This is a genomic window from Arthrobacter sp. BC5 (assembly GCF_056680255.1).
In genome coordinates, this window is the sequence record NZ_CM155273.1 from 339,499 (window position 1) to 358,932 (window position 19,434).

The 19,434-nt window shown below is 69.0% G+C and carries 15 protein-coding genes and 1 riboswitch; of the genes, 5 read left to right on the plus strand and 10 right to left on the minus strand.

What is annotated here, in order from left to right; translation table 11 throughout:
* Positions 1–11: 11 nt before the first annotated feature.
* The 7 genes from AC1MFI_RS01400 to AC1MFI_RS01430 all read right to left on the minus strand — a co-directional run bounded on the left by AC1MFI_RS01400 (position 12) and on the right by AC1MFI_RS01430 (position 7,202).
* A complete protein-coding gene (locus tag AC1MFI_RS01400) occupies positions 12–407 on the minus strand; it encodes a universal stress protein (RefSeq protein ID WP_479819056.1) in 396 nt (131 codons plus the stop codon).
* Complete coding sequence (locus AC1MFI_RS01405) at positions 404–2,023, minus strand: tripartite tricarboxylate transporter permease (RefSeq protein WP_479820965.1); 1,620 nt, start codon at positions 2,021–2,023, stop codon at positions 404–406. The genes AC1MFI_RS01400 and AC1MFI_RS01405 overlap by 4 nt, the downstream gene beginning before the upstream one ends.
* A complete protein-coding gene (locus tag AC1MFI_RS01410; protein ID WP_479819058.1) occupies positions 2,016–2,558 on the minus strand; it encodes a tripartite tricarboxylate transporter TctB family protein in 543 nt (180 codons plus the stop codon). The genes AC1MFI_RS01405 and AC1MFI_RS01410 overlap by 8 nt, the downstream gene beginning before the upstream one ends.
* A gap of 3 nt (positions 2,559–2,561) precedes the next feature.
* Positions 2,562–3,569: a Bug family tripartite tricarboxylate transporter substrate binding protein gene (locus AC1MFI_RS01415; RefSeq protein WP_479819060.1), complete on the minus strand. Its 1,008-nt coding sequence runs from the start codon at positions 3,567–3,569 to the stop codon at positions 2,562–2,564.
* Between the two features lie 147 nt (positions 3,570–3,716).
* Entirely contained in the window at positions 3,717–5,777 is a 2,061-nt protein-coding gene (locus AC1MFI_RS01420) for an acyltransferase family protein (protein WP_479820966.1), read from the minus strand.
* Entirely contained in the window at positions 5,764–6,825 is a 1,062-nt protein-coding gene (locus tag AC1MFI_RS01425) for a DUF368 domain-containing protein (RefSeq protein WP_479819062.1), read from the minus strand. Before AC1MFI_RS01425 ends, AC1MFI_RS01420 begins: the two co-directional genes overlap by 14 nt.
* Before the next feature lie 212 nt (positions 6,826–7,037).
* Positions 7,038–7,202: a hypothetical protein gene (locus tag AC1MFI_RS01430; RefSeq protein ID WP_479819064.1), complete on the minus strand. Its 165-nt coding sequence runs from the start codon at positions 7,200–7,202 to the stop codon at positions 7,038–7,040.
* Between the two features lie 190 nt (positions 7,203–7,392).
* Here AC1MFI_RS01430 and AC1MFI_RS01435 point away from each other — a divergent pair, with 190 nt between their 5' ends.
* From AC1MFI_RS01435 to AC1MFI_RS01445, 3 genes are read left to right on the plus strand one after another with little or no spacing between them, the layout of a single operon-like run.
* Entirely contained in the window at positions 7,393–8,985 is a 1,593-nt protein-coding gene (locus tag AC1MFI_RS01435; protein ID WP_479819066.1) for an ATP-binding protein, read from the plus strand.
* Positions 8,982–9,761 (plus strand): response regulator, encoded by a 780-nt coding sequence (locus AC1MFI_RS01440; protein ID WP_479819068.1) that lies wholly within the window; start codon positions 8,982–8,984, stop codon positions 9,759–9,761. The genes AC1MFI_RS01435 and AC1MFI_RS01440 overlap by 4 nt, the downstream gene beginning before the upstream one ends.
* A gap of 34 nt (positions 9,762–9,795) precedes the next feature.
* Entirely contained in the window at positions 9,796–10,482 is a 687-nt protein-coding gene (locus tag AC1MFI_RS01445; protein WP_479819070.1) for an NADPH-dependent F420 reductase, read from the plus strand.
* Positions 10,483–10,530: 48 nt separating this feature from the next.
* Here AC1MFI_RS01445 and AC1MFI_RS01450 read toward each other — a convergent pair whose 3' ends face one another.
* Positions 10,531–11,739 carry a LamG domain-containing protein gene (locus tag AC1MFI_RS01450; protein WP_479819072.1) on the minus strand — a complete coding sequence of 403 codons (1,209 nt, stop codon included), beginning with the start codon at positions 11,737–11,739 and terminating at the stop codon, positions 10,531–10,533.
* Between the two features lie 17 nt (positions 11,740–11,756).
* Positions 11,757–11,831: riboswitch (cyclic di-GMP riboswitch) on the minus strand.
* A 283-nt stretch (positions 11,832–12,114) separates the two neighbouring features.
* On the opposite strand from AC1MFI_RS01450, the gene AC1MFI_RS01455 reads away from it, so the two are divergent.
* A complete protein-coding gene (locus tag AC1MFI_RS01455) occupies positions 12,115–14,187 on the plus strand; it encodes a glycosyltransferase (RefSeq protein WP_479819074.1) in 2,073 nt (690 codons plus the stop codon).
* Entirely contained in the window at positions 14,184–16,775 is a 2,592-nt protein-coding gene (gene opgC / locus AC1MFI_RS01460; protein ID WP_479819076.1) for an OpgC domain-containing protein, read from the plus strand. The genes AC1MFI_RS01455 and opgC overlap by 4 nt, the downstream gene beginning before the upstream one ends.
* A 7-nt stretch (positions 16,776–16,782) precedes the next feature.
* Here the strand turns inward: opgC and AC1MFI_RS01465 are convergent, their stop codons facing one another.
* On the minus strand, positions 16,783–17,427 hold the full coding sequence (locus AC1MFI_RS01465; RefSeq protein ID WP_479819078.1) for a DnaJ family domain-containing protein: 645 nt from the start codon (positions 17,425–17,427) through the stop codon (positions 16,783–16,785).
* A gap of 277 nt (positions 17,428–17,704) precedes the next feature.
* Positions 17,705–19,363, minus strand: coding sequence for a glycoside hydrolase family 13 protein (locus AC1MFI_RS01470; protein ID WP_479820967.1), 1,659 nt, complete (start codon positions 19,361–19,363; stop codon positions 17,705–17,707).
* Positions 19,364–19,434: the final 71 nt, after the last annotated feature.

A 19,434-nucleotide genomic window follows, 5' to 3' on the forward strand; every position in this document is an offset into this window, starting at 1 on the left:
CCAGAGGGCAGTCAGGGCAGCTTGACCGCCAGGACGTTGCAGCGGGCCGAGAGCAGGATGGTCTGTGCCGTCGAGCCCATGATGAGCTTGCCCACCGGGGTCCGGTGCCGGAGCCCGATCACGATCAGCTCCGCGTCCAGCTCCTGCGCCGTGTCCACGACCTCCTCGGCCGCGGTGGCCTCCGAGATGCTGTGGCGGACCGAGTAGGGGACGCCCGTGGCGTTGAGCATGCCCTCGAGCCTCGAGACGTCCTCCGAGTCGGCATAGGCCGGATTGACGAGGCGGTCGGCTCGTGTGGTGTTGATGACCACGAGCTCCGCGTCCCGGCGTCGGGCCTCCTCCACCGCCTCTGCGACGGCGGCATCGCCCAGGGCGTTGGGCACGTAGCCAACGACTATCGTGTTCATCGGTCGGTGTCCTCTCTGGACGTCGGGGCGGTCGTCGTCGGTGCGACGGCGGCCTCGGGAGTCCCTGCGGAACCACGGACGACGTCGGGCGCATCCGCGTTCGCGGCGACCATCGCCTCGAACTGGCGCTGGCGGCGCTTGAGCAAGAAGGACAGCGCGAAGATCACGATCAGGACGACGTAGATGGTCGCCGCGACCGGTGACTGCACGAGCGCCACGGGATCACCCTGCGAGATGGCGAGCGAGCGCCGCAGCTGGCTCTCGAAGATGGGCCCGAGGATCAGGCCCACCACCATCGGCGCGATCGGGTAGCCGAAGCGCCGCATGAAGAACCCGAGGATGCCGACGATGAGCAGGATGATCACGTCGATCGGCGTGAAGTTCACCGAGAACGCGCCCAGCACGGCGAACACCAGGATGCCCGCATACAGGTAGGGCCGCGGGATCTGGAGGATCTTGACCCAGATGCCCACCAGCGGCAGGTTCAGCACGAGCAGCATCAGGTTGCCCACGTACAGGCTCGCGATGAGTGCCCAGACGAGCGCGCTGTTGGATTCGAAGAGCTGCGGTCCGACCGGGATCTGGTAGCGCTGGAAGGCCACGAGCATCATGGCGGCCGTCGCCGTCGTCGGGATGCCCAGTGTCAGCAGGGGCACGAGGACGCCCGCGGCCGCCGCGTTGTTCGCGGCCTCCGGGCCGGCGACGCCCTCGATGGCGCCCTTGCCGAACTGCGACTTGTTCTCACCCTTGGCGAGCTTCCGCTCGGAGGCGTAGGACAGGAAGGTCGCGACGTCGGCACCGCCTGCCGGGATGGTCCCGACGGGGAAGCCGATCAGGGTACCGCGGAGCCACGGCTTCCAGGACCGTCGGAGATCGTCCTTGCGGAGCCAGCTCGTCCAGCCGCCGGTCACCGGGATGACCTTGATGGGGCCGTGACGGAGGCGGGACGCCACGTACAGCGCCTCGCCGACGGCGAAGAGTGCGACGGCGACCAGGACGACGTCGATCCCGTCCGCCAGGAAGGGGCTGCCGAAGGTGTAGCGCTGCTGGGCGGTGAGGGCATCGAAGCCGACGAGCGCGATGAAGAGGCCGAGGCCGAGCGAGGCGAGACCGCGCAGCACGGAGGAGCCGAGGAGCGCACCGACCGTCAGGAAGGCCACGATCATCAGGGCCACGTATTCCACCGGACCGATCTGCACGGCGAAGGCCGCTACGTACGGAGCCACGAAGCTGAGCAGGACCGTCGCGATGGTGCCCGCGACGAAGGAACCGACCGCCGCCGTCGCCAGTGCCGCCGCTCCCCTGCCGGCCTTGGCCATCTTGTTGCCCTCGAGCGCCGTGACGATCGAGGAGGACTCGCCGGGGGTGTTGAGCAGGATGGACGTGGTCGATCCGCCGTACATGCCGCCGTAGTAGATGCCCGCGAAGACGATGATCGCGGCCGTCGGCTCGAGGCTGTAGGTGATGGGCATGAGCAGCGCGACGGTCATGGCCGGGCCGATGCCGGGCAGGACGCCGACCGCGGTGCCGACGAGCACGCCGCCGAGCGCGAAGAGGAGGTAGATGGGTTGCATCGCCGTGGCGAAGCCCTCCATCAGCATGAGGAAGTTATCCACCGAAGACACCGAACCCTTCGAGGAAGCCGGGGGGCAGCGAGACGCCGAGGAGTCCGCCGAAGACGAACTGCAGCACCAGGGCCAGGACGATGGCCGTGACGAGGTTGCGCCACCAGGGGCGTGCCCCGAGCGACCAGGCCGCTCCGAAGAACAGGAACGCGGCGGCGACGGGCCAGCCGAGCGGGACGATGAGGAAGGCGTGCACCAGCACGAACGCGGCGAGCTTGCCGACGGTCAGCCAGTCGGTCTTCGCCTCGAGGTCGACGTCCTCGCCCTCGTCGGCGGCGCCGCGGTGGCCGCGGAGGACCTGGATCACCAGGCCCACGCCGACGGCGACGAGCAGGGCCGACACGGCGAACGGGAAGGCTCGCGGCCCGATGTCGCTGGCCGACGGCGGGGTCTGGATACCCGCCCCGGCAACGAAACCGACCACACCCACGCTGACGATGATGAGCGCGAAGATCAGCTCACCGATCGGCCTGCCGGGAGCGGCGGCCGTGCCGCTCCCGGGTGCGTTCTCTACGGAGGTACTCATGGGCTACAGCAGTCCGATGTCGGTGAGGGTCGTCTTGACGCTGGCGATGTCCTCGTCGAGGAAGGTCCGGAACTCCTCGCCGGCCAGGAAGGCGTCCGACCAGTTGTTCTCCTCGAGGGTGGCCTTCCAGGTGTCCGTCCCGTGCAGGTCGGTGACGAGCTGGGTGAGCTTCTCGGCCTGGGCCTCGTCGATGCTTCCGGGGGCGACGACGCCTCGCCAGTTGGTGAGCACGAGGTCCACGCCCTCCTCGGTGAGGGTCGGGGTGTCGGGGAGCTGCGGTGCGGCTTCCTCGCCGGAGACCGCGAGGGCGCGCAGCTTGCCCGAGTTGACCTGCTCGGCGTACTCGCCGACACCGGAGATGCCGGCATTGACCTTGTTGCCCAGCAGGGCCGCCAGGGACTCGCCGCCGCCCGAGTAGGGGATGTAGTTCAGGTTGTCCGGCGAGATGCCGGCTTCCTTGAGGATGGAGCCGGCGAGGATGTGGTCCGCACCTCCCGCGGAGCCGCCCGTGATGGAGACGCCCTGGCCCTTGGCCTCGATGTCCGACAGCAGGTCGTCGATGGTCTGGTACGGGGAGTCGGCGGGGACCACGACCACGAGGGGCTCCTCGGTGAGGCGGGCGATCGGCGTGGTGTCCTCGATGCGGTTGGCCGCGTTGTTGGTCTCGACCGCGCCGACCATGACGTAGCCCATGACCATCAGGGTGTCGGGGTCCGTCTCGGTGGCGAGCTGCGCCAGGCCGTTGGTGCCGCCGGCACCGCCCACGTTGACCACCGAGGCGTTGCCCACGAGGTCGTTCTCCTTGAGGTCCGTCTCCATGGCCCGGCCGGTCTGGTCCCAGCCTCCACCGGGATCGGCGGGAACCACGATGTTGAGCTTCTCGATGGTGCCGTCCTCATCCGAGGCGGTGGTGCTCTGCGTCATGGAGCCGCAGGCCGACAGGGCGAGGGCGGAGACGAGGGCGAGGGTTGTGAGGGTCGAACGGCGCGCCGTTGTGCGATCGATCGTCATGATTTTCTCTTCCTTGAGATGAGATGCGGGATGTGATGCCGGTCACCACTGCTGATCTCAGGCTAGGAAGGCCGCTGACGGTCGGTAAAGCATGCGGTCGTAGTGCTCGTATTGGTCTTTGTGGTCACGGGCTGCGGGCGGCGTGCATCACCATCCGGTGGCGTCCCTGAACTGCTCTTCGAAGAACGGGCCCAGCGTCTCGGCGTAGGTGGCCGTGAGGTGGTTGTCGTCCAGGTAGACGCGGACGTTCCCGATGACGGCGGGACAGGTGCCCGAGACGCAGAAGTAGTCGTCGAGGTCCATGGTCGCGAGCCCCGGGGTGGCCTCGGCCATCTGTGCGGTGGGCGAGACCTCCCCCGTGTCGCGTGCGTCGGCGTCCGCGGGGTTGCACAGCTCGGACGATGCCCCCCATCTCTCCACGCACTCCACCATGTTCTGGGTGAAGCGCGGGTTGTCGCGGATCGCGACCACGGGGATGCCCTGAGCCATGAGGTCCGAAGCGCCCCGGCTGAATCCGCCGGGCAGCAACTCGTACGGGGCGTCGGTGATCGAATACGTTCCCGTGGTGAACACGGCGTCGGGACGGAGCTGCAGGATGTAATCCGCTGCCTGGGCGTTCCGCTCATTGCAGTCGGGGGTCATCTCCTCCGAGTAGGCGACGTACTGGCACCCGCCCTTCACGATCGCGACCACAGCCCAGTTGTTCGCCTCCGCCATGGGCTTCATGGCGGCGAGCCACTGCTGGACGTGGCTGTTCCCGACCGCCACGATCGTGCGGTCGGGCTCCTCCTGGTCGACGACGACCGAGCAGCTCGTTCCCTGGAGAAGCGGGGCATCCGTGGAGTACCGCCCGGTGCAGGGATCGGGAAGACCGACCCAGTCGCGAGCGACGAGCTTTGCTGCCGGTACCAGCGGGACGCCGCCGGGCGCGGTGAGTCCGAACCGAGGATCCAGCACCAGAGCTCCCGGATTGTTCCTCTCGGCTTCGGCCCCGATGCGTTCCGATTCGATCCGCAGGCTCTGCTGCCAGACCGTCAGGGGAACCGCGACAAGCCCCAGGCACACCGCCAGCACGAGCACCGAGCGCCGACGACTGCGGTCGGCCCAGGCCAGCGCCCGCAGAGGCCGCTCGACGAAACGCATCGTGACGTAGGCCAGCACAAGGGATACGGCGATGATGATGAGGCCGCCCAGCACCCCCGGCGAGGGACGGTCCTGCCAGGTCAGTGCGAGCACCAACACCGGCCAGTGCCACAGATACAGGGCGTAGGACAGATCCCCGACCCGCACCAGCTGCCTCGATGACAGGAACCGGTCTGCTCCGACGGCGCTGTGGGTCTGCCCGGCCACGATCACGAGGGCGGCCGCCATCAGTGGCCACAGTGCTACATAGCCGGGGAACTGCCCCTGCACGTCGAGCAGGAAACCGCCGCTGAGCATCGCAAGGACGCCGACCCAGCCGGCGACGACACGCACCAGGCGGGGCAGACGGACGTACGGCAGGGCCAGCGCGAGCAGCGTGCCGAAGGCGAATTCCCAGAGCCGGGCGCGCGTGTCGAAGTACGCGTATGCCTGGTTCGTGGAGGTCTGCCAGACGGAGAACGCCAGCGAAGCAGCGAAGAGCGCACCGAACACGACCAGCACCACGCCACGGAACCTGAGCTTGAAACGGCGTGCCACCAGCAGGCTGGAGAGGAACAGCAGAGGCCAGAGGATGAACACCTGGCCCTGCACGGACAGCGACCAGAAGTGCTGCAGCGGACTGGCGCGACTGTGATCAGCGGCGTAGTAGTCGACCGTGTGGGCGGCCAGCATCCAGTTCTGCACGTAGAACAGCGACGCCCACGACTGCTCCATGATGTCCCACCAGCGGGACGGCGGCACCAGCACCCCGGACGCGGCAAGGGTCCCGAGGATGACGACCACGACAGCGGGCAGCAGCCGCTTGAACTGGTGCAGCCAGTGGCGGGCCAGGTCCAGCGGGCGCCCCGATTCCGCCTTCCGAAGGAACGACAAGGCCAGCAGGAAGGCCGAGATCAGCAGGAAGACATCGACCCCGCCCGAGACCCTGCCGAACCAGATGTGATAGGACACCACCATCAGCACAGCCAATGCGCGCAGGCCCTGGACCTCCGGCCGGAATCCCCTGGCCGTGCCGTCGATCTCCCGATTCCGAGCCGGATTTTCGATCGTCCTAACGGCCGTCATCACGGCCTTTCACGGTAGACACGGTGATCGATCCTACCGGCGCGCCCTCAGCCTCATGTCCGGCCGACCAGCTGTGGTGAGGGCCGGCGGCTGCGCGCGACGGCGTCACCGAGGCTGCGGTCCGTACGGACCGGCGCTCGCGCCACCAGAGCAGGAACACAAGGGCTGCACCGCCCAGGCATGCCAGCAGCGGCCCCGCCCATGCGTCCCCGGGTGGAAGGAGTGCACTGCCGTCCTGCCAGGGCCACAGTGCTCGAAGTGAGCCGAGGATCAGCCCCGCGGCGGCGAGGAGGGTTACGCGCCGATGCGCCCGCAGGAGGTACGCGAGGACCTGGACCACGGAGACGAGTCCGAAAGCCGCACCGGCGCTGAAGAGCGCCAGGTATCCGCCGTCGCGCGTGCTGACCGCCTCGAGCGTCGGCTCGTACATGCCGAAGGTCAACAGGATGAAGGAGCCCGAGAGTCCGGGGAGGGCCAGGGCGCAGACCGCGACCGACCCGCTGAGTGCCACCACCCACCCGGACGGGTTCTCCACCTCCAGGGACGGCAGAGCCAGGAGGAGGAACACCGCAGCTGCAACGGCCAGCACGACGACGAGTCCGCCGAGTCTGGAGATCGCGGTCGAGGGACCCGCTTCCCGGGCCATGGTGACGGGCACCAGCAGGCTCGCCGACACCATCCCGAGGAACAGGGAACTGGAGATCATCGGCTGCGTGTCGACGAAGGTGTGCAGGGGCTTGGAGAGGATCAACAGGGCGAGGAACATGCCGACGGCCAGCGGCAGGACCAGGGCCCACTCGACACGGGCCAGACGACGTCCTGCGCCGTGGCGGTCACGCTGCACGGCGAGCTGCACCAGACCGCCGATGAGGTGGCTTGCCGACGCGACCACGCGGTCGAACACACCCAGGACGAGTGCGACGGTACCGCCGGAAACCCCCGGGACAAGCTCCACCAGGCCGATCAGGGCGCCGTAGAACGTGTTGCCGAGACTCGTTCCCGTGGCGGGCGGGGCGGGCTGCGTGGCGGTGCGGGAGGAGAATCTCACCGTTTCCACACTAACGACCGTGTTCGACCGAAGCGCCCGATCGGGGCGACGGTTGCTGTTCCGTGACAGGATCGATGGCCGACCGTGACCCGGGAGACGGACTCGGTTGCCCGTCCCCTGCGTCCCGGCCGGCGTCCAGCGGAGGCTGCTATCGGGTCACGCCGACCATACCCCGAGGGGACCTACGTCCGGGGATACGACGGCGCCATCTCCTACCGCTGCGCTCGGGACCGAGCGCGCTGAAGCAGAAGCAGGACGGCCGACGCAACCAGCACGATCAGCCCGATATAGAGCAGGAACTTGAGTGTCTCGACGGCGACCCCGACGATCAGGAGGACGAGCGCGACAAGGGCCAGGGCAATCAACAGGGATCTCATCAGCCCAGTATGGCCGACTCGGTCGGTCATCGCAGGCCGGGCGGGTTCGCGAGGCAGCCGAGCAGCAGATACGAGGCGGTACGCAGTGTCACCCGAGCGATTCCTGATGGTGCTCGAACCGGGCAGCGGGACCGGCACGAGCCCGATGTGACGGACCCACGCGTGTCACACTATGAGGATGATCAGGACGATGTCGCTTCGATCGCAGCTGTTCTTCCTGCAGTTGGCCATCGTGCTCGTCATCGTCGCCGTGGCGGGTTCCACGGCCGTCGCCATGCAGCGGCTGCAGATCCGCGAGCAGTACGAGGACCGCATGGTCGGCGTCGCCCAGTCGGTGGCGCAGCTGCCCTCCGTCGTCGAGGCCTTCGACCAGGCGGATCCGAGCGCGGCGATCCAGCCCATCGCCGACCTCATCCGCCAGTCCACGGGCGTGACGTACGTCGTCGTCACGGACGAGGACGGCATCCGCTACTCCCACCCGAACCCGGACCTCATCGGGGAGCTCGTCTCCACCGATCCGTCGATCCCCCTCTCCGGGGACATCTTCGTGGGCACCCAGACAGGCACGCTCGGCGAGTCCTGGCGCGTGAAGGTACCCATCTACGGGGACGACGGCGGGATCATCGGTACCGCATCCGTCGGCACGCTGGAGTCCGAGCTCGACGCCGATCTCTACGAGGACCTCCCCCGCCTGCTGGCCTGGCTGATCGTCGCCGCGCTCGTCGGTTCCGCCGGGGCCATCTGGATCTCCCGGCTCGTGTGGCGCCGCATCTACCGGCTCGAGCCCGAGCAGATCGCCTCCCTCCTCGAGACCCGGGACGCCATGATCCACGGCATCAGCGAGGGCATGGTCGCCGTGGACGAGCACCACCGGATAGCACTCCTCAACGACGAGGCGAAGCGGCTCCTGGGCCTCGACGACGGCGCGACGGGCCGGCCGGCAACCGACGTCATGGAGCCGGCCCTCGCGCGCCTTCTGACCGACCCCGCCGACACCGATGAGACGGTCCTGTCCGGTGAACGCGTGCTCCTCGCCCGCACGTCCGACGCCCTGGTGGACGGCGCGCGCGTGGGGCGCGTCATGATCCTCCGCGACCGCACCGAGCTCTACCAGCTGCTCACGGACCTCGACGGCGAGCGCGACGTCACACAGGCGCTGCGGGCGCAGGCGCACGAGTTCGCGAACCGCATGCACACCATCTCGGGGCTGCTCGAGCTGGGCCGCACGGAGCAGGCCGTCGACTTCATCTCGCGGTCGGGGCACGGCGGCTCGCTGGTCTCGGGATCGATAGCGCCGGGCATCAAGGACCCCGACGCCGCGAGCCTGCTCATGACCAAGAGCACCATCGCCTCCGAGAAGGGCATCTCGCTCAGGATCGACGACACGTCGACGCTCGATCCGGACGGCACGACCGACGTCGTCACCATCCTCGGCATCCTCATCGACAATGCGATGGAAGCCGTGGCCGGGAGCGGGCGCGCCGACGGCCAGGTCCTCGTCCAGCTGGATACCGCCGACGACGCCGTGCGCGTCACGGTGTCCGACAGCGGCCCCGGCGTCGCACCCGAGGACATCGACGGCATCTTCTCCTCCGGCTACTCGACGAAGGACGGCGGCTCCACCGGGACGCGGGGTTTCGGCCTCGCCCTGGTGGACCGGATAGCGCGGCGCCGCTCCGGGCACGTCGTCGTCGACGATTCCGACCTCGGCGGCGCCGAGTTCACCGTCTGGCTCGCGCCGTCGCTCCTCGACGTCCCCCGTTCCACCCTGCAGGTGCCATGACCGACGCCACGCCTTCCTCCGCTCCCGCGCCGATCCCCACCCTGGTGGTCGACGACGACCACCAGGTCGCCGGCATCCACACCGGGTTCCTGCTCGCCCATGGCGGCTTCGAGGTCGTCGGCGCCGCCCACACCGGCGCCCGAGCGCTCGAACTCGTGGACGAGCTGCGGCCCCGGCTCGTGCTGCTGGACATCCACCTCCCGGACATGACGGGGATCGAGGTGCTGCGGGCCCTGCGGAACCGGCCGGGTGAACCCCTCGACGTCATCGCCATCACCGCTGCCCGCGAGCTCGAGACGGTGCGGGCAGCCGTAGCGGGCGGGGTCCTGGGCTATCTCGTGAAGCCCTTCAACGCCGCCGTGCTGAACGAGCGGCTGGACTCCTACGTGGCATACCGGCGCGATCTCGACGCCCACGCCACGGACGGCACCGCGTCGCTGGACCAGAGCAGGATCGACCGGCTCCTCCGCACCGCGGCGGGGACCGGCCCGGGTCGCGGCAACGCGCCGTCGGGCCTTGCCGTGGCCACGACGGTCACGACGCCGAAAGGACTCTCCGCACCCACGCTCGACGCCGTCATGCTGGACCTCCGCGGCCATGGGCGCGGGACGTCGGCGTCCGATGTCGCCGAACGGCTCGGCATGGCCCGGGTGAGTGCGAGGCGCTACCTCGAGTTCCTCGTGTCACGGGGACAGGCGCGGATCGTCCCCCAGTACGGTTCGGCGGGACGTCCCGAGAAGTTCTACGTCTGGACGGACGACGCGCGGAGCACCTGAGGAATAACCACGGCCCGGGGATGTTGTGGTGGGAATGACTGAGAACACGACGGACCAGACAGGCGCCGGGCGCAGCACCATCGGTTTCATCGGCAGCGGCAACATCGGCTCGCAGCTCGCGCGCCTCGCCGTCGCTCGCGGCTACCGGGTCGTCATGAGCAATTCCCGCGGGCCCGAGACGCTCCGGGACCTCGTCGGAGAGCTCGGTGAGCGCGCCCGCGCCGGGAGCGTCGAGGAGGCGGCTGCGGAGGGCGACGTCGTCGTCGTCACCATCCCGCTGAAGGACATCGGTTCCGTTCCCGTGGAGCCGCTCGCCGGGAAGCTCGTGATCGACACCTGCAACTACTATCCCCAGCGGGACGGCCGGATCGCCGAGCTCGACGACGAGAGCACGACGACGAGCGAGCTGCTGCAGCGACACCTCCCGGGTTCCTCGGTGGTGAAGGTGTTCAACAACATCCACTTCGAGCAGCTCACCACCGACGGTACGCCTGCCGGCACTCCCGACCGGCGGGCCCTGCCGATCGCGGGTGACGACTCCGACGCGAAGCAGGCCGTGATGGAACTCCTCGACGAGTTCGGCTTCGACGCCGTGGACGCCGGGCCCCTCGCGGAGGGCTGGCGCTTCCAGCGCGACACCCCCGGCTACGGCACCGTGCATGACGCGGACGGCATGCGCGAGGCACTTCGCCAGGCCAGGCGCTACGCCGAGATGGGCTGAGCCGGACCTCCTCGGGAGGCGCAGCCCGGGGCGGGTCGACCAGCCGGGCTACCGGGTGGCGATCACGACCGGCGAGCAGCGCGTCGCGTCACACACCTGGTACCTCGCGGAGGTGCCTTTAGCAGTCGTCGTGTAGCGGCCCGAATTGGCGATGCTGGTCCGCACTCCGTTGGTCACGAGCGTCACGGTCGAACCCGTGGCGCCCGTCCAGCTGAGCGTGGTCGAGGTGGCGCTGCGGACCTTCGTGCTCGTCGCGGTCAAGGCGATCGCGGGAGCCGGCGGAGTTGGAGTCGCGGTAGGGCTCGGAGCCGGCGAGGGCGTCGGGCTCGGGGTCGGGCTCGGGGTCGGGCTCGGGGTCGGGGTCGGCGTCGGGGTCGGCGTCGGCGCGACGACCGGGGGCGTCACCACGGGCCCGGCCGGGACGAAGGAGAAGTCCCGGATGACGACCTTCTCGGGCTTCACATGCGCCGGGTCGCCGCCCCCGCCGCCGGTGACCCAGAGGTTGAAGTGGACGGTCTCGCGGGCCGGCTCGGGCACGTTCTCGCCCTGCTTGACGGTGCGCTTGAGCAGCGTCCCGGAGGAGCCCTCCCCCGCGAAGGTCTCGAAGGTGAGCTTGTCCGGCTCCCAGATCAAGCGGTGCGTGAGGACGGGATTGCTGGTGACGCCGAAGACCGCGGTGTCGTTGCCGAGTCCCGGCGGCTTGCCGGCGTCGAACCAGTAGCCGTGGCCCTGGGTGATCGGCCAGACCTGGTTGTAGCTGCTGCCACCACCCCACGAACTGGCCTCGCACAGGTCGATCTCGTTGAAACCGGGTGCCACGGCGGGGTCGTAGGTGAACAGGCAGCCCCACACCACTTCCTTCTGCAGCGTGGTGAGGTCCTTCTCGATCGTGGTGCTGTACGTGCCGTAGCCGAAACCGTGCCGCGTGGTGTTGAACTCCGCACCGATGGCCGACTCCCCTGTCGGATTGGACAGGGTCATGGTCACATGGCCATTGGCGTCCGGGGTGCTCACGTTGGCCGCAGCGAACCGCCCGTTGTAGGTCGGGGCCCCGGCCGACCAGCGCTTCTCCCAGTTGAAGCCCTTCCAGGAGAAGTCGCCCACCGGTCCGGGATCCGCGGCCGGGGGTGTGTCGCCGGCCGCGACGGGCCCGGGAACCGAAGCCATCAGCAGAACGGCGAGGGCGGCGCCCAGGATGGATCTCCGGCCGCCGGGCATTCCTCGGTGGGCGCGGGACAGGAGGGTCGAAGGAGGCATGGCTGAGACCTTTGCTGTTCGATGGCCCGGCTGACCCCGTGGGTCCCGTGGCTTTGCGTCACCGGCTCGCACCGGTTTTGCCCTTATCGCTGAGCGGCTGCATGCAGCGGTGCCGCCGGCCCTGGTGACGGGTCCCTCGACACCTCAATCCTCCCGCGGGCCCCGTCCGGCAGGACCTTCCGTAAGCGCAGGTATTGCTCAATATTGGCGCACTCCCGCCTCACGTAGGGCGCCGTGCCTCCACTCGGGTAACTTGGTTTCATGCTTCATGGTCCCCGCGGACCCGGTGAGCGTCTCAGTGCGCCAGCCCGGCACACACAAGTCACCGCAGCAGTGCCCGCGTGCACGGAAGCAGGAAGTGGAGCGTGCTGAAGCATGGAGATCACGTCACCAGGTGATCCGTCCGTCGATGACGGACGTGGAGGCAAACGGGATGACTCCTTCGGGGGCAGGACGCTCCTGATCCGGTCGATCGTCCTCGTGACCGCGGTCCTGGGACTGAACTACATCGTGTGGCGCTGGCTCTACTCGATCAACTGGGAGGCCTGGTGGATCGCCATCCCGCTGGTGCTGGCGGAGACCTACTCCCTGATCGACTCCCTGCTCTTCGGCTTCACGGTGTGGAGGTTGAGGAAGCGGCAGGCCCCCGAGGCCCCGCCCGGCCTGACCGTGGACGTCTTCATCACCACCTACAACGAGCCGCTGGACCTCGTGCTCACCACGGCACGCGCAGCGAAGAAGATCCGCTACCCGCACAACACCTGGATCCTCGACGACGGGAACCGTGCCGAAGTCCGTGAAGCGGCGGAAGCCGAGGGCATCGGATGGATCACGCGGTCCGCTGACTGGAAGGACATGCCGCGGCACGCCAAGGCCGGCAACCTCAACAATGCGCTGATGTCCACGGACGGCGAGTTCCTCGTCATCCTCGACGCCGACCAGATCCCCGATCCGCTCCTCCTCGACAAGACCCTGGGCTACTTCACCAACGAGAAGATGGCACTGGTGCAGACGCCGCAGGTGTTCATCAACGTGCCGGACTCGGACCCGCTGGGCAGCCAGGCGCCACTGTTCTACGGCCCCATCCAGCAGGGCAAGGACGGGTGGAACGCGGCCTTCTTCTGCGGCTCGAACGCCATCATCCGCCGGGAGGCGCTCATGCAGCTCGGCGTCACGCGCTACGTGACGGAGATCGAACTCGCCCTGTACAAGGCGCTCAAGACCTCGGACAAGGTCATCGCGAGGGCCAAGAAGAACCTGGGCGCGGACAACGAGCGCGTGAGCGAGGCCCTGGACCTCGTGGCGAAGGACCTGCGCAGGGTCCGTCGCCGCCTACGGAAGGGTGACGGGATCTCCGAGGTCACCTACGAGTTCCAGCAGCGGGTCGCGGCAGTCACCCGAGGCCTCGTGGCGGCGGACATCGCGGCCTTCCACGAGGACCTGGCCTCGCTCGAGGACCTCGGCATCGAGGGCCTGGGGACCGGGCTGCAGGGCGCCTCCGCAAGCACTCCCGGCCTCGCCGTCGTCGACGACGCCGCGCTCGACCAGCTGGCGCAGCGCTCGTGGTCCCCGCTCGCCGCGATCGACGCCGTCCGCGTCCTGATCGAATCCGTCAACGCCGACCGCAGCGGCGAGGCGCAGGCGGTGATGCCGATGGCCACCATCTCCGTCACCGAGGACATGGCCACGTGCATGCGCCTGCACTCGCTCGGCTGGGAATCGGCGTACCACCACGAGAAGCTGGCCGACGGGCTGGCGCCCGAGGATCTCAACTCGATGCTGACCCAGCGCCTGCGCTGGGCCCAGGGGACCATCCAGGTGATGTTCCGCGAGAACCCGTTCGCGCAGAAGGGCCTGACGTTCGCCCAGAAGCTCATGTACGGGGCCACCATGTGGAGCTACCTGTCCGGTTTCGCCGCTGTCGTCTACATCGCTGCGCCGATCATCTACCTGCTGTTCGGGATCCTGCCGGTCAACTCGATCAGCACCGAGTTCTTCGTGCGGCTGATCCCGTTCCTGCTGGTCAACCAGCTGCTGTTCGCCGTGGTCGGCAAGGGCGTGAAGACGTGGCGCGGGCAGCAGTACTCGCTCGCCCTGTTCCCCGTCTGGATCCGCTCGATCACCTCGGCGTTCGGCAACGTGTACCTCGGCCGGAGCCTCGACTTCGCCGTCACCCCCAAGACCCTCCAGCAGGACAACACGCTCCGGTGGGACCTGGTGAAGCCCCAGCTGTGGGCCATGGGCCTGCTGGTCGCCGCCGTGATCGTCGGCATCATCCGCATGCTCACGGGGCAGGCGGACATCCTCGGGACGTCCGTCAACATCGTCTGGGTCATCTTCGACCTCGTCATCTTCAGCGTCATCGTCGAAGCCGTCCGCTACCGGGGCTACGAGCACTACCAGGCGGACATCGCGAAGGCGAAAGCCCGCCAGGAAGCGAAGGGATGACTCCCGTCCTTCTACGGGGCAGGCGACGGTGGACGGAGGGTTGGGCCCTGACGGCCGCCCTGCTCCTCGCACTCCTGGCCGGAGCCGCGCCCGCACAGGCGACGGCCGGCGGCCTGCCCTCCACCACGGAGGGAAGCGACCAGGCGCCCGTCGAGGATCCGACCGGGCTCGCGGAGGGCCGATACTTCGGTCCCGAGCTCGACTGGTCCGTCGACAACGCCCGCGCCTATGCCGACCGCACCGGGATCACGCCGTCGTTCTTCAGCCGGCCCGTCGCCTATCCGCTCGATGCCGACGCGGAGCGCGACCTGGTCGATCTGGCCCGGCAGGAGGCGCCGCTCGGCGCCGTCGCCGTCGTGTCCCTCGAACCATCGAAGCCCCTCGCCGAACTGACGGAGGGGGACGCCGAGCACCTCGCCGACATCCTCGGGCGCATCAGCGACGAATTCCGCACCGGTTTCTTCCTCCGCTTCGCCCCGGAGATGAACGGCACCTGGTTCGGCTGGGGCCAGCAACCCGACACCTACGTCGAAGCCTTTCGCACCGTGGCCGACGAGGTCCACGCCCGGGTGCCGTCCGCCGCGATGGTCTGGGCGCCGTCGTACGCTGCCGGCTACCCGTTCACCGAGGCCTACGGTGCCGTGGAGGGCCTCGGCTCCGGCACCGCCACCGCCCTCGACACCAACGGCAACGGCCTGATCGACGGTGGCGACGATCCCTACCGGCCCTACTACCCCGGCGACGACGCCGTGGACTGGGTGGGCCTGTCCCTGTACCACTTCGGCAGCTACGAGCAGGGCGCGACCAGGAACGCCGATGGTACGCGCCAGTACTCCGGCGCGATCACCACGTCCGTGCTGCCCGAACCGGGAAAGTTCGCCGACCAGCTCGCAGGCACCTACGGTGCGGCTCCTGGCGCTCCCCGCATCGACTTCGCGAAGGAGTATGCCGCGGGGAAGGGCAAACGGTTCCTCGTCCAGACGGCCGCCCTCCACGATCCCGAAGACCCCGACAGCGCTCCCGAGGCGGAGATCAAGCGGGCATGGCTGAATCAGGTGTTCGACCCCGCCCTCGCCGAGGAGTATCCCGAGATCGGCATGGTCGCCTGGCTCGAGGCATCACGCACGGAGCCCGAGGCCCAGGGCCATACGGTCGACTGGGGCCTCGGTGGGGACGATGCGACGGCTGCGGCCCTCCGCAGTACCCTCGACGCGGCGCCCGGTGTCCGGCTCGGGCCGATCACCGAGGTGGTTCCGCAGGAGGACGCGAACGAATCCACCAGGCAGGTGTGGCAGGCCGGCGCACCGGTCAGTGCAGTGATGGGCTGGCTCGTCCTCTGCGTCGTCGGGCTCTTCGGCCTGGTACTCCTGGCCGGGGTGGCCAGGCGCGTGGTGCCGCAGTGGCGCTACCCGGACGAGCAGGCGTCGCGGGACGCCCGGATCGACCTGCTGCGCGGCTGGATCATCACCTCGGTGGTCGTCACCCACATCGAGATCGCCGGCCCCTGGTCCTTCATCTCCCGCAACCTCATCGGGACCATCACCGGCGCGGAACTGTTCGTCCTGCTGTCCGGCGTCGTGCTCGGGATGGTGCACCCCATCGCGGTCGAGCGCCGCGGAGCCGTGGAGGCCGCGAAGGGGACCACCCGGAGGGCCGGCAAGCTCTACCTCACGTCCCTGGCCGTGGTCCTCACGGTCTACCTGCTGTCCCTCGTGCCCTTCATCGACGCGACCGAGCTGACCACCTTCACGGACCGCGGCACGGGCGGGGCGGGCATCGAGGCCGCGGGCCGCGTGTACGACCTCTACCCGAACATCACGCGCCTGTTCGACTACCCGCCGGCCGGGTACGCGGTCCGCGACCTCGTGCTCCTGACCATGGGGCCGTGGGCCTTCAACATCATGGGCCTCTACGTGGTGCTGACACTGACGGTCCCGCTGCTCGTCCTGATGCTCCGCAAGAAACTGTGGTGGCTGCTGCTCGCCATCAGCTGGACGCTCTACATCGTGGACAGCATCTTCCACCTGCGCGTCCTCCCCTCGCAGTTCCAGGACGTGTTCCCGCTGCTCACCTGGCAGGTGATCTTCGTGCACGGCGTCGTCCTCGGGTACCACCGTCGCGCCGTCATCGACGCGCTCAGCACCCACCGCGGGAAGATCTTCGTGGGCGCGGCGACCGGCGCCTATGCACTGGCGCTGGGAACCCTCTGGCTGAACCACGCCCTGGGACTCGATCTCGCCTTCATCCCGGCGGGCTTCTACCAGACCCTGTACGAGTCCGGGTACGTGCGCGTGTTCCTGCAACCGGGGCGGCTGCTCAACATCGCCTTCTTCATCCTTGCGGCGCACGTGATCCTGACCTCGTTCTGGAAACCCATCAACGCACTGACGGGCTGGCTGTACATCCCGCTGGGCCGCGCGAGCCTGTACGTGTTCATCGTCCACGTGTACTTCGTGCTCGCCGTCGCGAACATCCCCGGGCTCGACCGCGCGAGCGCCTGGCAGGGACTCGTGATCCACTCCGTCGTGGTGCTCGCCATCTGGGCGATGGTGAAGAAGAAGGTGCTGTACCGGGTCATCCCGAACTAGCCGCGGCTCAGTCGGTGCCGCGCCAGATCCGGCGCCAGAAGGAGGTTCTGGGCGGCTCCGGCGGGGCCGCGGCCTCCGCCGTGCGGCGGGCTGCCTCCCGGCGTTCCCGCCAGCGCTCCACCTCGGCATCGACGTCGCGCAGTTTCGTGATCACGGGCGGACCTCCGAGGAGCTGGCGCCGCGCGTCGATCACGCGGTGGTTGAAGTCCTCGAGGACCTCGCGGACCTGCTGCTCGGTGTACTGGCGGTCGAGGCGGTCGTCGAGTTCGGCGTCCTCCGTGCGCAGCAAAATGGCCCGCGGACCGAGCCCGGTGATGTTCTCGCGCTGGATCAGTCCCTTGACCCACCAGTCCGGATCATGGGCCTCCCCCAGCCCGGGGATCGGCTTACCGGCGAGCGCCAGGTTGTCGAAGTCCCCGCGCGCCACCGCCCGGTCCACGATCAGCCGCGCACGCCTGGCCTCGTCCTCGCCCTCCCGCAGCGGGGCCAGCTCCCCGTCCGCCGCCGCATCGCCGTCGTCCTGGCGGTCCCGTTCGGCCATGGCGTCGGCCGCTCCCCCACCATCCCGGGCAGCACGGTACTGGGCCGCCTTGCGCAGCCTCTCCTCGTGCTCGTGGGATCTGCTGATGCCGCTGCCCTCCGCCTCGCTCATGCCGGTCCGTCCAGTATTCCGAGGCCGCGGAGGGGCGTGCAACCGATTCTCCTGCCGACGAACGGGCTGGCCGTCGGAGGATTGTGGCTCGTGCACGCGCTGCGACGGGGCCAACCCCGTTCCGACGGCGCGTCCTGGCACGACACGCACCATTCCGTCGGAAGGGCGTGCACGAAGCAGCAGCAGTATGCCCGGCCCCCTGGCCGGGAGCGGATCGACGACGACGGCGGGTCACCTCCCTGGGGATGGCCCGCCGCCCTACGCCGTCAGGCGCGCGCTAGGCGAGCCAGGCCGTCGTGTCGCCGGGCAGCTTGCCGCCCGCCAGGGGCGAGCTGCTCAGCAGCACGGTTCCCGCGGGCAGGTCCACCGGCGTCGGACCGAAGTTGGTGACGCAGTGCCAGCCACCGGGACGCGTGAAGTGCAGGACGTCGGCGGAGGACTCGTCGATCCACTCGAAGTCCTCCTCGCCCTGCAGCTCGCGGCGCAGTGCCAGCGCCCGGCGGTAGAAGCTGAGGTGGGAGGCGGGATCGCCCTCCTGCACCTCCACCGCGTACTCGCCGAACCACTCGGGCTGCGGCAGGTGCGCGCCGCCGAAACCGAAGCCGAAGGACCGGCCGTCCTTCGTCCAGGGCAGCGGCACGCGGCAGCCGTCGCGGCCCACGTCCACGCCCCTGTTGCGGAAGAAGGTGGGATCCTGGCGGTCCTCGTCGGCGATGTCGGCGACCTCGTGCAGGCCGAGCTCCTCGCCCTGGTACAGGTACGCGGAGCCGGGCAGGGCGAGCATGAGCTGCGAGACGGCGCGTGCCCTGCGCTCCCCCAGCTCACGGTTCAGCGCCGGTTCCGTGCCTCCGGTCATCAGCCAGGCCGAACCGTCCTGGCCGCCCTCTCCGCCCTGGCCCGGCTTGCTCGTGCCGTCCGGTCCTGCCGGCGGCAGGCCGTAGCGCGTGGCATGCCGCACGACGTCGTGGTTGGAGAAGACCCAGGTCGACGACGCACCGGAGGACGTCGCCTCGACGAGGTTCTTCGTGATGATGTCGCGGAACTGGTGCGGATTCCAGTCCGCCTTGAGGAGATCGAAGTTGAACGCCTGGCCCAGTCCCTCCGGGCTCGCGTAGCGGGCACGACGGTCGGCGTGCACCCACGCCTCGGCGACGGCTGTGCGCGGCGGCGTGTACTCGTCGAACACCCTGCGCCATTCGGCGAAGACCTCGTGGACCTCGTCGCGGTCCCAGAACGGGTGCCGGCCGTTGTTGTTGCCACCCTCGGGTCCGAGCTCGGCCTTCGAGGGCAGCGGCTCGGTCATGTCCTTGGTCAGCGCGTGCGCCACGTCCACGCGGAAGCCGTCCACGCCCCGGTCGGACCAGAAGCGCAGGGTCGTGAGGAAATCGTCGCGGACCTCGCGGTTGTCCCAGTTCAGGTCGGGCTGTTCCTTCGCGAAGATGTGCATGTACCACTGGCCGTCCTCCGTGCGCTCCCAGGCCGGACCGCCGAAGACGGACTCCCAGTCCGAGGGCGGTTCGGCGCCGTCGGGGCCCTTGCCGTCGCGGAAGATGTAACGCTCACGTGCGGGAGAACCCTTCGGCGAGGCCAGCGCCTCCTGGAACCATTCGTGCCGGTTCGAGGTGTGGTTGGGCACGATGTCCGCCACCAGCTTGATGCCGGCCGCGTGCAGGGCCGCGATCATCTCGTCGAAGTCCTCGAGCGTGCCGAGTTTGGGGTCGACGTCGCGGTAGTCGTCGACGTCGTACCCGCCGTCCGCGAGAGCCGACGGGTAGAACGGGCTGAGCCACACGGCGTCCACGCCGAGGGAGGTCAGGTACGGGATGCGGGAGGTGATGCCCTTCAGGTCGCCGATGCCGTCACCGTTGGAATCGGCGAAGCTGCGCGGGTAGATCTGGTAGACGGCCGCCTGGCGCCACCAGTTCGGATCCTGCATGCGGGCGGCGAACGCTTCGGCGGACAGCTCGGTCGAGGCGTCGACTGCGGATTCGACGTCGGGGTTGACGG